The organism is Bacillus cereus group sp. BfR-BA-01349 (assembly GCF_022663795.1).
In the GTDB taxonomy this organism is placed as follows: Bacteria; Bacillota; Bacilli; order Bacillales; family Bacillaceae_G; genus Bacillus_A; species Bacillus_A cereus.
In genome coordinates, this window is sequence record NZ_JAKUGE010000081.1 from 1 (window position 1) to 14,552 (window position 14,552).

Here is a 14,552-nt window from a genome sequence, read left to right on the forward strand (position 1 = left end):
TGGTTTTGTTTCAGGTTTTGGGTCTGGCTTCACTTCTGGTTTTTCCTCTGGTTTTGTTTCAGGCTTTGGATCTGGCTTCACTTCTGGTTTTTCCTCTGGTTTTGTTTCAGGCTTTGGATCTGGCTTCACTTCTGGTTTTGTTTCTTTTTCAACTGCATTAATAGAGTTATATAAGAACTGACTATACGCTTCACGTGTTACAAACATTTTTGGAGAATACATATTATCTCCTGTACCAATTGTAACCCCATTTTCTTCTAATGCACTAATTGCACCGTAAGACCAAGAATTTTTATCAACATCTGCAAATTTTGTTGTTTTCGTTGCCTTAAATTTAAAAGCATTTGTAAGCACTTGTGCCATTTGTTCACGAGTTAAAATATCATCTGGACCATATTTTCCATCACCAAATCCATTTACAAGTCCCGCTTTAGCAAGTGCTAAGATTTCTTTTTCAAACAAATGCCCTTTAATATCAGTAAAAGGATTTTTGAAGCTAGCATCTGCATCTGCGGGTTTAACGTACATATAAATCATACGAGCAACTTGCCCACGAGTTACATTGTCACCAAAACCAAAGATATTATTTCCGTAACCTTGTACTACTTTACGATTTGTTAAATCATAAATTGCTTTCGTAGACCAGTGATTTGCTGGAACATCACTGAATTTTAGTGAATCTGTGTTATCAGCAGCTTTCGCTGTAAATGCTCCTGATCCTAATAAAGATGTTCCCATAATTGTTAGTGCTGTTGCTGTTTTTAAAAATTTGTTTGCCATTGTTTGTTCCTCCAAATATATTAGTTTTTTCATAGATTCTTTTATTGTACCGAATTTAAACATAAAATCCAGATACTTTAACATATTAATTTATTAATTAGCGTTTTTTTATAACCGCTGTTCTATATGGAAAATATTACCATACAAAAATAGGCTTGTAAAGTATTTTTATATATTTATTTTTAAATATATTTTTCTAGCAAAAAAAAACATACTTTTCAGCATAGTTTTTTGTAGTGAAAATCTTAGAATCTTTATCACTTAAAATACACTTGTCCCATTCCATCTTTACTCGCCCATATCGGAGCCTTTATACCATCTACCCCAATCAGCTTAAATATGAAGAATTGGTGTTCTGCCTTCACCTTAAAAGAAAAGGATTGATTATGATCAATACGTCCCTTTGTATACTCATACTTCCAACCATCCATCTTTTCTTCTTTCATTTTTTTCTCTATCCCAGGGATTAAATCCACCCTTTTTCCATTGTAATCATATTGAAATCCTCCCTTATTCTCTGCGATTTCAACCATATCAGCGGCAAAGTTATGTGCTTTCACTAACTGTATTCCATACAAAACACCTTCGGGTAAAAGGCTGATTAATAATAAAGAAAGGGTAAGGAATAGAGCTGTAGTTACTGTATTTTGCATTCTTAATGCACCTACTCTTTTTCTTTATTTTACGTTTCCACCTAATTGTTTTTCTTTTGCATTTGCATTTGCATCGTAGATAATAATGCTTCTTGCTTTACTCTTTATTGTTTCTTTTTTCTCATCAAATTGCTTAAAATAACTAGCAGCTTCCGCATCACCTTCGACAGCAATCATTACTGGTTTCTCCTGTACATCATGGACAGTAAAGTTACGTTTTGAAGCAGGATCTTTAAAATCCGCATTACCGTTATACGCTTTTTCAAACTCTTTTTTCGCTTTTTCTGGATCAATAGCTATTTCTTCTTCTGCACGCAGAGTACCTACTTTTACAGACTTAGCCACAGCTATCTCGCCTCCCCTTTCTAAAGACGATTTATTATCAGTATGTGTTGTATCTCCAATCACCATATCAGTTACAAAGAATAGACAACCTACAAATAACAGCAACATACTTGCTGCAATAATAAACTTTTGCATTCCTCTTCACACTCCCTTAACTTTCAGACTTTCGAAATCGAAATCCACTTAAAATGGAACTTTTCTTTTGGTTCAACAATTGGTTCGGTAGCAATAACTCTGCTATTTCCTTCATTATTCCTTCTAACTCTTTATAATAGTTCCGACTAGATAGTAACGTACTACTATTTAATTGAGATTCAAATACATCTTCTATCTCATATGGTGGTAAAGCAGTTAATACCTTGTCTCCAAAACATTCTTCTACTACTTCATGCTTTAAAAGTGCAGGAGAAAACTTATTCCCAATAATTCTCGTTTTCTCTAAATCTAAGTAAGAAACGAGCTTTCTCTCTTTTGATGTAAGAGGATGCGCTATCTTTAGCAATTGATGCAGATCTGGTTCCGCTACAAAGAATATGTAATCCGCCATTTCACATATCTCATGGTATAAATCTTTATCCCAATCGCTCCCTGCATCAATAATAGATATAGGTGCTTCTTGGTTGGCCAATAAAACCTTAATAAAATGGTCGAAGTCCTGCTCTGTTTCGTTTTTCAGCTCTTGATCTACTATAGGATTCTTTACAATATAATTTATTCTTCCTTGCTTCCATTTTGGAATTGATAATATATCAGATTCCTTCTGCAGCATCTCCTTATATCGTTGCAACATAAATTCACTACGATAGTTTTCGGGTGCCTCTGTATATCCCTTTAGTAACGGATACGTATAGCCATCATCATATAGATTCTCTATATAATTCACATCAATCTGTAGTTCATTTAAATAAGCAGCTAAAAGATGTGAAACAAAAGTAGCACCACTTCTCCTGTTCATGCTGGCTACAACAATTGTTCTTCTTGGAATAGCAATGCCAATTTGTTTTTCATATACTGGCTCAAAAGCCAATTTATACTGTTTTTTTATAATAGGTGCTTTTGGCGTCTCCTCTGATACAGACTTATGCTTTTGTTTGTTTTTAAATAGTTTGTTGGATTTAGAGGAAGGTTGACTGTTGCCACTTTCATCTAATTCACTTGATACTTCCTCTTCTTGCTCATCAACAGAAATCTCCGGTAACTTTGTTTGTTGAGGTGCCTGACTTGTTCCTACAATTTCCACTACATTTTTAATATCTGATTCTTGTAGCAGCTGTGGGATGACTTTATTATCAATATCAATTTTACGAGAGTTAAAAATGTCATAGATACCTAGATAAATCAGTTTCGCCAAAAACTCATCATCATTTTCACGCTCTGTAAATACCACAATACGTATATCCCGATTAAAGCGAATATCCCTTAATTTCTGTAAGATAATCAATTCACGTTTCTCTTCATGTCCCGCATCAATATTTAATCGTTTGTCATTAATACATAGAATATTTGGCTGTTCCGTATCTAGAATTTCATCTAGGTACTTGATGTGCATCACATCACTATCAGCTACTTCAAATCCCGCACCAATAAAATCTTCACGTAAATATGCCGTATATACAGTATCACTAATAGCCAAAACGATTTTTTTTGTCATAAAATCCCCTCTTTATAGAAAAATACTTTTAAAGTAATACCATATTTTCAAATGGCACCTGTGTTTCAGCTTGTAATTTTTTTAGTAATTCTGTAAGAAGTGCTTGTATTTCAAAACCTGCTAAATTACGTGGGGCATTATCAAGAAGACTGTACTTTACTCGAACCTCAAAGTGATCTTGAATTTCTTCTAACGGCATGCTACCAAATAGAATTTGTTCATATAGGAATCCTTCTTGAAGATCCTTTTGTATATTCGTTCTTTCTTTATATACAATGGTAACTTGTGCTAATTCGACAAATGGACTATCTAGAGTTAGTTTTGTATTCCAATTTAAATTCCAAATTTCACATTGTTTTTCTGCATGTACAACATTTGCAGTAATAGATGGAGTAATAGAAAATAAACGATCAAGAGGTACATTTGTAAGAGTTGTTCTTTTCCCTTCTTCTATCTGCAGCCCCTTTTCTTCTCTTTCATGGTCAAGAGCCATTTCTGCACCATATAATGCAATCTCACTAAATATTTGTTCCATAAGTGGCTTAATTCCTTCATAAGTACGAACAGCAAATACGCTAAATTCCTGGGTTTCATCTGTTCTAATTAATTCATAAATATTAAATTCTGCAGCATTTACAATTGCAAAAGGAATATCTTGTACAAAATTAGGTTTAGTAAATAGCTCATCTGGTATTACTGTTTCTGGATGTCTTAGAAACTCTAATCCTAGTTGGTATCCCTTAAGAAATGCATTTTTACTTGCAGCTGGGAATAAAGTTTCAAATTTTCTAAGATCGTTTTTAAATTTCTTTTCTTCAATTTCATTACCAAATTCTCTATCTTGTAAAATATTTGCTTGATCAGCAATTAATAAAAAATAGTAATTAATAAGAGATTCTATTTTTGTTTCAAAATCTGTATTGTCTTTACAATACTTTTCAAATCTTTCTTTGCTTTCGTTAATAATTTCATTCATTTTTTCTCGTCTCCTTATAAAGATTATGGTTTTTAAACAAAAAAAGACACACCGATGGCAGGTTATGTGCCTTCGGTGTGTCCGTTTAGCTAAAAATTAAATCTATTAATTTATATATTTCTCTTAGTTAATTGTTGTTCACATACAAGAATACCTCTATGAATTTTAAAAGTCAATACCTTTATCGAATCCGTGTGAACATATATTTACTCCTTTTTCTCTATTTTTGCTATGTATTTAATCTAAAAAATTACAATAAATTAAATATAAATAATCACAAGTATTTTATATAAGATTAACAGGATATATATATAACTAAACACAATTATTAATTATAAAGAGATTCAAAAAACACCTCTAAATCCTTGTATTACATACGTTCCTTGCTATTAAGATAAATTCCCTATCGTAATATCCCCAATACTAACAAGCCTTACATCATATAAATCACAAAATAAGAAGTTAAATACCATATTACTCAGAATTCACAAGTCTAAAATAATATTACTAAGATACTGACAAGTAATGAATCGTATTCAAACATAGCATAAGCAGCTTATATACTTGTGTAAAAATGCACGTAGCTACATGTTCCTAAACAAAAAAGCATGTCTTCAAAGTAAAGAACATGCCAAATAACCCTTGCTTTTTAGTGATTTTTTAACAAGGGCTGTGTCTATATTTTTTTAAAAATACTACATAAATTCTGGATAATCACCATGTTGCCTATGGTAATTTGTTCTTATATCGCTGCTTTCTCCTACAGACAAACTTTTCTCTTTAAAATAAATCCAGGCATCTCTAAACTGTACACGCATAAATGCAGGAATAGAGAATATTTCTTGCTCTTTCATACAACATTCAACTTGATCTAATGCATAAGTCATTGCATATATTAATAATTCATTTTGTTTTTGTTTTGTTGGTAAATAGATTGCGATATCAACAATTTCTTGTCTAAATGCAGTCATTATATTTTCTTTATCTTTTTTTCTTAACGCTTGTCCCATATGTTTCAAACGAGATACTGCTTCTTTTCTACACTTCGCTATAGGTCTATGTAATTCTTTTTTATCATTTTCAATAACACAATTCGAAGAAAAAATGACATTAAACTTTTCAATAATAACTTGTTGTACCTGCCTTCTAACACGTGTAATACGAGACTCACTTGGTTTCTTATCTTTAGGATCTACTGCATTAAATTTAATAATAGGCTTTACAATCTCTATGTATTGTCGCACTTTCTTTGCATTACGCTTCAACTTTTCCTTTAGAAAAGCCATTTTTCTCGTAATCTCGAAATCTTCAATCTTGTGCTTATAATGTTCCATACCAATTTTTCTCGAAAATGTGTTGATTAATTCTAAAAGAAACATAATTCCTCTATTATCTCGAGCCTTTACAAGGCTACTTAGTATAGTTGTTTGAATTAAATAAAATGGAATACGGAAATACGATAACGATATATTTATCATATTTGTAGTTTCTGCAGCAGTGTGGTTATACAATGCATAATCTACAATTTCATAAACAGTACGATTTCCAACAGGTGTTTCTCTTACGAGCTTACGCTCCAAGCAAACTTGAAATCCTGTATAAATTGTTGTGTAGGGAATCCCACTTTTTTTAGCAAGATCCATTATTTGAAATTCACGTGGCAGCATTCCTATATCATTGCATTCAAAGTGCAATAAGATATAAGTCGCTAATGCTGAGGATGGTAATTCTTTGCGTTCATTTTCTAGTTTTACAATATTTAAAAGTCCATTAAAAAACTTAACCCCATAAACCTTAAAATTCTGCTGAGAAAAACTAATATGTGTACTCATTATTCTAAATAACTCCTTCCGAAAAGAGCACAAAAAAAGGCACTGTAATATCACATATACAAAAATCTTCTTACATCTAGAAGGTTTTTGTATATACCTAGATAAACAATGCTCAAAATACGCAAGAAATCCCCTTTTTCAGTTGCACAAATTTATAAGATAAAGTAAAATTATCTTATAAATTTATACAAATTAAAAAAAGGTTTTGAAGCTAAAGTTTAATCTAGGTAACATTGTAAGTATAACTTTCAATCAATAAGCGTTTGGTAGTTGCTGGTGATTAACCTTGATGAAATAGTTGGCGCTATTTCATCAAGCTGAAAGACCTTTTTTTTTGCTTTTTTATGTATATTTTTAATCAATTGCGGCAAAACTATAACTCTAGTTAAGGATCTGACGCATTTTAATGTAATAATATATGCATTTTTTGGTACTTGCAAGACGATTTTTTATAAAATCGTCTTTTTTTTATATAACAATTTCAAGTTTAATACAGTTATGCTATTGTTCTATTTTCGAAAAAAGAAGTATTCTAGTTTTTTATTCTTAAATACAGAAAGACCTCTCAATATATTGAACCATATGTAGAACATAATAATTGTTATAAAGTGGTATTAAAACTAGATAATGTGCATTCTAATATTAATAAGAACCCTTATATAACAACAATTATGACCAATACTTTCAATTCTAATTTAACATAAACTAGCATAGTAAACAAAGAAAAAAACATAGAAATGATACAGAAAAATAAAAGATAAAAACATAGAATTAATACCGGAACGTATAAGTTCTAACTTTAGCGATTTAATAATCCGTGAATTATATACCATATTAAACTCATTTTCTCTTTTTTTGTACAACGAATACGTTTTTTAAAATCAATACAAAAATATTACTAGAATAAAAGTTAAAGCAAGATATAAACCATAACCAAAATAAGTTGGATGTAAATCTCGAATAACTTAATTCTAGATTGTTATAAAACCCTTTAAAATAAGGATTTTATAACAATCTACTCATTCTAATTTTGAATAATAATATTTATACAGATTTCGAAACTTAGTAAGAAACTAGGTATTTAATTAAATGCAAACAAAAGAGTTATTTACAGCTCAACAACATACTATATAGGTCATTCGGTTCTTATGTATGTCTGTTCATATTTATTATTGCCTTCTATGAATCACTTAATAAACATGAAATTCACACTATTTTTTCTAATAATAGCTAAATCTTATACTATTATTTATTTCATTTAAATATATCGCTATATTTTTTATTGAGTTTTTGCAAATTTATAACACTCAAGAAAATTTATTTCTAGTGGCCGAGAACGGGATTTTAGAAGAAAAGCTTGAAGGGACAACTTGTGAGTTAAAGTTGTAAAATTAGAATTAAAACTAGTATAAGTTCGTTCTAACTTCCCGTTAACCCTTGCTAAATCAATGTCCTTACTTATTTTACTCTATCTAGGTTTTATTAGATAACCATATAGAAGATCCACGAAAGTAGAACTAATATTAGAATGTAGAATACTATGAATAAACCATGTTATCTATAGACATAAAAATACTTGATTTTTAGTGGAATTATATTAAGATTTTCTAGTTTTTCTATGGTAGAGTAATCTATAGGAAGATAATGCCCATTCTATGTAGAATATAACATGGAAGAGATTTTCTAAGTTTTTTGGTTGTAAGGAGGTGTTGTTTCTATGAGTGAGAACAAAACAAACGAAGAACAAAATGAATATAAAATGAAAGAAGTATCTGAACTTACTGGGCTTTCGAATGACTTATTAAGAGTATACGAGGAAGAGTTTAATCTACAAATAAATAGAACTAATGGTGGGCATCGTCGCTACACGGAAGATGACATTAATAAGTTTATATCTATTAAGAAGAAGATCCAAGAACAAAATTGGAGCTATAAGAAAGTTCGCTCTTGGTTAAATGGTGATGAGCTTCCAGTAGCTTTAGAAGAACACCAGGTTAAAACAAACCTAGAGAAAAAAGTAGAATATCAAACAGAATTAATTCAAGATTTGACTGAAAAGTTGGATCAAAGTATCAAACTACAAGTGGAAATGGTAAAACAAATGCATGAGCTAAAGACCGAGAAACAAGAGCTTGAGCAAATTGTGGCACGTAGAAATCAGGATCTTATAGATACTTTAATTCAAGAAAAAAGAAAAGAACGTCAAGAACGAATTGAGACAGAATCAAAAAAATCATTCTTTCAAAAAATATTTGGAAAGTAAACTTTGAACTAGATTCTAAGTTTGGTTTATTTAAGTAGCAAGTCTAAAAATGGACTTGCTACTTTTTTATTTTAATAATTTTAAAGATGTTATTTTTAATACCTATGAATCTATTCAATTATTAAATATCGACATTAGGTTTATATAAATATTGAAGAATTTTAACAAAAATAAATAACAGTTTAAATTTAAGTTTAAATTTAGGTTTAAAATTATGGAGATAATCGAAAGATATATGTATATATAGCGTGGTTTACGGTTTAAATAACAGTTTAAATTTAAGTTTAACTTTTAGTTTACATACCATTCCCAGTGTGATATAAATAGGTTAGGTGAATTTTTCCACTCTCAAGAATTAATTAAATAGATGGGAGTTAAACAATGAATAAGGATCACTTTTATACGTTAAACATTGCAGAAATTGCAGAAAGAATTGGTAATGATGATTGTGCCTATCAAGTATTAATGGCATTTATCAATGAAAATGGTGAAGCGCAAATGCTGAATAAAACGGCTGTGGCAGAAATGATACAGCTAAGTAAACCGACTGTTTTTGCAACCGTAAATAGTTTTTATTGTGCAGGATATATTGATGAAACTAGGGTAGGAAGGTCTAAGATTTATACCTTATCGGATTTAGGCGTAGAAATAGTAGAGTGTTTTAAACAAAAAGCAATGGAAATGCGTAATTTATAAGTATAGGGGAGGAATTTTATATGTTATTAAACAGTAATGAACTAGAACATATCCATTCAACTAACCATAGTGTAAATGATATTAGTATTCGATGGGGAGTTATTGGTGCTGGTCAAAAAGGTAATAAAGAGGCTGATTTATTCGCAGGTTACAAGTTTTCGAATGGAACTACTTGCTATCCAACATTAGCTGTTAACTTTGCAGAGTCAGATATGATGCATTTACAAAATATTATTAAAGAAGATCGTATTCATTTTGATGGTTTAAAGGGTGCTGCACGTACACCTTCTGTTGTTACTGACTTATTTGACCCTGAAACTAACCCTAATGCTAATGGATACCTTGATAAATTAGCCCAAGAGCTCGGTCGAAAATTTACAAATGAAGAGGGAGAAGTAATTGTAGACCAATTCTTAATTTGTCTTGGAGCTGGTGGTGGCGTTGGAACAGGTTGGGGTTCACTTGTTTTACAATTAATTCGTGAGCAGTTTTTCCCTTGCCCAGTATCTATGCTTATTTCTTTACCATCCGGTGATCCTGATGAAATTAACAATGCACTTGTATTACTAAGTGAAATTGATGAATTTATGAGAGAGCAAGACAGATTATTTGGAAATTCTGATATAAAGCCTTTAGCAAATGTAATTGTTAATGATAATACGCAAATGCAACGTATAATTGAGTCACAAAAAGGCACGAAAGATCTGAAAAACAGATATGTAAACTGGAAAGAAGTTGCGAACGATAATGTAGTGAGTACTTTACATGAAATAAACATAATCCCAGAGAACTATGGTTCTGATAACGTTACATATGACCCATCGGATTTAATAAAACTATTAAGTATTCCAGGACGTTTCTTAACAATTGGAAAAGCGAGAATTGCTAAATTCGATTTACATTCACTTGAAAATAGTATTAAGCGAAGCTTAGATGAGGGATTCTTCTCAGCGGAACATCAATTTGAAACAGCAACAATGTATGGTGGTTTCGTTTTAAGACCTTCTAACGCAGATTTCTTCAAAGATGTTAATACGGAAAATAGAATTCGTAATACCTTAGGAGAGTATAAACGATTAGATGAAATCGCTGGTAAATTTGGTGATCCAATTTGGGATAATGAATATGCGGTTTGTTACACTATATTTGCTGGTATGACAATGCCTAAACGTTATATATCTCTTGCGCGTGAAGGAAAAGAGTTGGCTGAAAAACAAGAGCAATTAAGAGCAGAAGCTCAACGTAAACAGGACGAAGAAAAAGTAGATATCTCTTTTGCAACAAATCGTGTTCAAAAAAACACATTCAATCCTTATAATAAAAACCAAGGATTTGGTGGGGCATCAAGATTCAGTGGTGGTAAAAACTCTGCATTTAAACGTCAGACTAGTGAAGCTACTCCAACACAAAATCAACCCGAAGAAGATAATATTATTAGCACTCTTAAAACTTCAAATCCATTTAAAAAACGTTAAAAAAGCAGGTCTAAATGACCTGCTTTTTTTATTAAAATCACAACCGATTACAAAAAGAATCTACAATGCACAAGTTAGTAATCTATTATATTTTCTGTATATGTAAAACGGATTTACATAATGTAATAGTTTAAATAAATTGTTAGGCCGTCCTAACAATTGTATTCGTATACTTTATCCTTTAAAAATTGTTCGGTTAAAACATGTCTTCCGTCCGAACAATTTGAAAAGAACTAAAAGACCTTATAAATCAACGTTTTTAGCGAATTATTTGGAAGAGAAGTAATCCAAACTTCAACGTACGAGTTTTAGTATCTAAATTAGCGCAAATTCAGTTTAAACTTTTAATAATTTACAAGAAAATTTTGCTGTAATAAGATATATAGAAATGGTTGTTATTTATTGAAAATAAATTCGAGTTATGGAGTTGCATATAATGAAAATTAAAACGTATAAATATACAAGTAAAGGCACACAGAAATCTTTTCGTTTAAAAGAGGCTGATATATTTGTATTCACATTTTTATATTACAAAAGGCATCTTACTACACGACAAATTACTCAGCTTTATAGTGCATTTGAAGGTAGAGATTTTTCTGAGGATAGCGTGTTTACAAAGCTTAATCGTTTTTCAAAATATGGTGCTATCCTGTCTAAAAAAATTGATAAAAGAGATGATAGTATAACCAGACGTGCAATATTTTCCTTAAAAGATAGAATGGTTGATTACCTTCAAGAAATAGGAAGGATTCCTGTAGGATCTTCAAAACGTAGACATTCTTCTTCAATCTCACTACATACACTCTGCTCACGTGAAATATTAGTACGAACACTTTTAGAATTGTCGAAAAAGACTAATACGAATAAGATATTGTGCGAGCTAGATATTCGCTCATATCATCAAAAACAAAAGAAAACAGAAATTAAAGATGCAGGTTTACTCTTAATTCCTGATGAACACATTTCATATCAAGACAAAAATATTTACATTGAAATGGATATGTGCAAAGAAACCAATGCTACCTTAGTTGAAAAGGTGGGGAAGTATATTGAATATGCACAAAAAAATAATGAGAATATAACTGTTGTTTTTGTTATGTATGACAAGTCGATGTTCCTTGCAGAAGATGCAGAACCACCATACGTACGTATGAAAAATCTCTTATTTTCTATGCGAGAGTATCATGAACTTTTAATGAATCTACCAAATCTAAATATGCACATCTGCTCTTTGAAAGAAGCTGGAGATGTTATTTCAGATATCATTCTAGGAATAGATGATAATCAAAACTTTGAACAAGATATTCTTTTACCTTTATCTCAACGTACAGTAGGAGATGCCGATTGGCGCTACGCATTTGTTGAAAAAGTTCAAACATTTAAGGAAACAATAGATGGTGGTCTTAGACGAACGTATAGGAGAGATAAAGATGCTATGCAAGATTTCTTCTTTATTTTTGGTAATGAAAATGATTACCGAATGATTGCAAGATTAGACGATGTTGTGTTTTCAAGAAGAGAAGGTGATGAGGGAGTGCCACTTGTTGTGATCTATCCAAAGCGCAAAAAGTCTAGAGATATACTTTTAATGGACACTTATGACAATGTACTACTTCTATCGCTCCAAAACGAAAGTGTTACTATCGACGCGGATGAACAAATCATGGTACGTACTGCAAATAACATACATCCGAAAAGACGAAAGTTTGTTGAATTATATCAATCGTTTATTTTTTATATACTTTTATACAATTTTATTGATTTTTATTATTTAAGGTGATAGAATTACGTTTGAACTAAACACAAAAAACTACAATCAAATCAGAACATATGAAATTAAGGCAAGCGACACACGCTGTTTTTACAGTGGGTGTCGCTTGCCTTAATTTCATATGGAGAAAGGTGGAAAATTAAAATGGATTTACAATATGCAACTACTACAACTGGGGGAGTGCTCTCTGCTAGAGAAGCGTTTAAAAACCCTGAACTAGTCCTCAAACATATGACAGAAGAGGGCGCAACGTTTAGCGTTTCTCTACAAGATATCCAAATCCCAGGAAAACCGAATTACTATTGGTATGATGTAATTATTGAAACGGCATCGAATAAAAAAATAGAAGTAAATATTGCAGTACTTTCCCAAGAAGAATATAACCAACTCTGTGATAGAGATAGTATTGATTTATATTTAAAACAAACTGAAGACGCAGCAAAATTCTTTTTTGAAAAATCAAAGGAATTATTCCAACCAGAATTCAATAATCGATTCAAGTTTAAGCATAAAGCTCAATTATATCTGTAAGAGGTAGGTGAGCCTATATGCAGACATTTAAACAACGATTACCGTTATTTACTACAATCGGCTTGATTAGTGGATTTATTCTTTCATTTGGATTCGGTTTAGTAAACTACATCCAGTTACTCTACTATGCATTTGAACCACCGTCTTATCCTATAGAAATTACATATGTACCGCTTATTTTAATGTTCTTCTCTTTACTTTTAGGAGAATTCAGTTTTAGGTTTTACAGCCGTATTCCTGCTTTGCATGTGAAAAATGGGAAATTAATAATTTTAATTGTTTCTCATATTGCAGTTGATATTCAATTTTTATGGTTTGCAACTGCTCCGATCCATGCAAAGGTTATCCCTTATCTTACGGATAAATCAAAACATGTTAACTTTGGTGAGTATGAAGCCATAGGTCATGTTTTAACAGGGAATTTTCACACACTCACTATGATTTTTGTCTTTTTACCTACAGTCTTTATGATCTTGTTTACACTTTGGTATAGTGGCCATATTGTTCGTTACCGAGAAGAAATATTAAAGTGGGTACAAAAATACGAATATAAAAATCACAAGTTACAAAAATGGTTTAATAGCCAAGAAGAACGAATATACCCTGATGTAGAAATTGGACCGCATATTGAGCATAAAGAAATGGTCCGGATTAAGGGAAAAGATAGAACGTTAAATGGCATCATTATTGGTCCAATTGGTTCTGGTAAAACATCAAGTTTAATTATTCCTATGATAAATCAAGATTTACACTGGATGGTGCGTTTCATAAATAAGTTTGAAATTGCGTATAAAAAGAATGATTATGATACAGAAGAAGTAAAAGGAACATTTTTAAATGGTGTTACTGTTATTGAACCAAGTAATGATTTATGTCAAAAGGTTTATAAATTAGTACAAGCACATAAGATTCCTGCAACCTCGGTTTACTACATTGATCCAACTAATCCTGATACCAAAAATATAAACATTCTGCGGGGACCAGTTGATAAAGTAGCAGAGGTTTTCGCAATGGTTATTCAAGGTTTATCGGAATCCAACAATGCATTCTTTGAACAAGCACAGCGTAACCACCTTAAGCAACATATCTATTTATTAAAACTGCATAATCCTCAAAAAGAGGTCACCTTTGATGATTTAATAAGCATGTATGACGATGTAGAGCGTGTTCACCGTATGCACAAACTATTAAAAATACAGGTCGAAAAGTTATATGATTTTGTTCAAAGTGGAGCAGCTTCACGTGACCAAAAAAACGAATATCTAATTATAAAAGGGATTGATGAATGGTTTGATAATACCATTTGTGAAAAGATGGATTTCCAAGGTGAACCAGCAGTTTATAAATCTGGAAAATACCGCGGACAACAGATGCATTATGACAGAGAAGAAGAATATGTAAAAGGTTTGCGTAATATCTTAAAAGATTTAGCTTCAAACGTGTTAATACGACGGGTTTTATTTGGAAAATCCGATTTTGATTTTGAAGTGTATGTGCGCCCATACGGGCATTTAGAGATTCAACTCTAGCAAAGTTGTAGGCTCAGGTCTCACAAAAGCCTATCATCAACCAACTTATC

General features: G+C 31.4%; 11 protein-coding genes and 1 pseudogene. 6 read left to right on the plus strand and 6 right to left on the minus strand.

The window, feature by feature from the left end; genetic code table 11:
- From MR169_RS26860 to MR169_RS26885, 6 genes are all read right to left on the minus strand, one after another.
- On the minus strand, positions 1-843 hold an 843-nt coding region (locus MR169_RS26860; RefSeq protein WP_242320327.1), incomplete at its 3' end, for an S-layer homology domain-containing protein.
- Between the two features lie 194 nt (positions 844-1,037).
- On the minus strand, positions 1,038-1,433 hold the full coding sequence (locus MR169_RS26865) for a DUF4320 family protein (RefSeq protein WP_086423539.1): 396 nt from the start codon (positions 1,431-1,433) through the stop codon (positions 1,038-1,040).
- A 24-nt stretch (positions 1,434-1,457) separates the two neighbouring features.
- Positions 1,458-1,913, minus strand: a complete 456-nt coding sequence (locus tag MR169_RS26870; RefSeq protein WP_242320328.1) for a hypothetical protein — start codon at positions 1,911-1,913, stop codon at positions 1,458-1,460.
- A gap of 16 nt (positions 1,914-1,929) precedes the next feature.
- Positions 1,930-3,429 carry a CpaE/TadZ family protein gene (locus MR169_RS26875; protein ID WP_242320329.1) on the minus strand — a complete coding sequence of 500 codons (1,500 nt, stop codon included), beginning with the start codon at positions 3,427-3,429 and terminating at the stop codon, positions 1,930-1,932.
- Positions 3,430-3,457: 28 nt separating this feature from the next.
- Positions 3,458-4,405 carry a hypothetical protein gene (locus MR169_RS26880; RefSeq protein WP_242320330.1) on the minus strand — a complete coding sequence of 316 codons (948 nt, stop codon included), beginning with the start codon at positions 4,403-4,405 and terminating at the stop codon, positions 3,458-3,460.
- A 695-nt stretch (positions 4,406-5,100) separates the two neighbouring features.
- On the minus strand, positions 5,101-6,237 hold the full coding sequence (locus MR169_RS26885; protein ID WP_242320331.1) for a hypothetical protein: 1,137 nt from the start codon (positions 6,235-6,237) through the stop codon (positions 5,101-5,103).
- Between the two features lie 1,717 nt (positions 6,238-7,954).
- Between MR169_RS26885 and MR169_RS26890 the strand changes: the two genes are divergently transcribed.
- The 6 genes and pseudogenes from MR169_RS26890 to MR169_RS26915 all read left to right on the plus strand — a co-directional run bounded on the left by MR169_RS26890 (position 7,955) and on the right by MR169_RS26915 (position 14,502).
- Positions 7,955-8,500: a MerR family transcriptional regulator gene (locus MR169_RS26890; RefSeq protein WP_086402658.1), complete on the plus strand. Its 546-nt coding sequence runs from the start codon at positions 7,955-7,957 to the stop codon at positions 8,498-8,500.
- Positions 8,501-8,881: 381 nt separating this feature from the next.
- Entirely contained in the window at positions 8,882-9,196 is a 315-nt protein-coding gene (locus MR169_RS26895) for a MarR family winged helix-turn-helix transcriptional regulator (RefSeq protein ID WP_003319588.1), read from the plus strand.
- A gap of 20 nt (positions 9,197-9,216) precedes the next feature.
- Complete coding sequence (locus MR169_RS26900; RefSeq protein ID WP_242320332.1) at positions 9,217-10,671, plus strand: FtsZ/tubulin family protein; 1,455 nt, start codon at positions 9,217-9,219, stop codon at positions 10,669-10,671.
- A gap of 436 nt (positions 10,672-11,107) precedes the next feature.
- Positions 11,108-12,391 (plus strand): annotated as a pseudogene (locus tag MR169_RS26905) (replication-relaxation family protein); the annotation flags it as partial.
- A gap of 195 nt (positions 12,392-12,586) precedes the next feature.
- Entirely contained in the window at positions 12,587-12,973 is a 387-nt protein-coding gene (locus MR169_RS26910; protein WP_000365746.1) for a hypothetical protein, read from the plus strand.
- A gap of 17 nt (positions 12,974-12,990) precedes the next feature.
- A complete protein-coding gene (locus tag MR169_RS26915) occupies positions 12,991-14,502 on the plus strand; it encodes a type IV secretory system conjugative DNA transfer family protein (RefSeq protein ID WP_242320333.1) in 1,512 nt (503 codons plus the stop codon).
- Positions 14,503-14,552 lie beyond the last annotated feature (50 nt).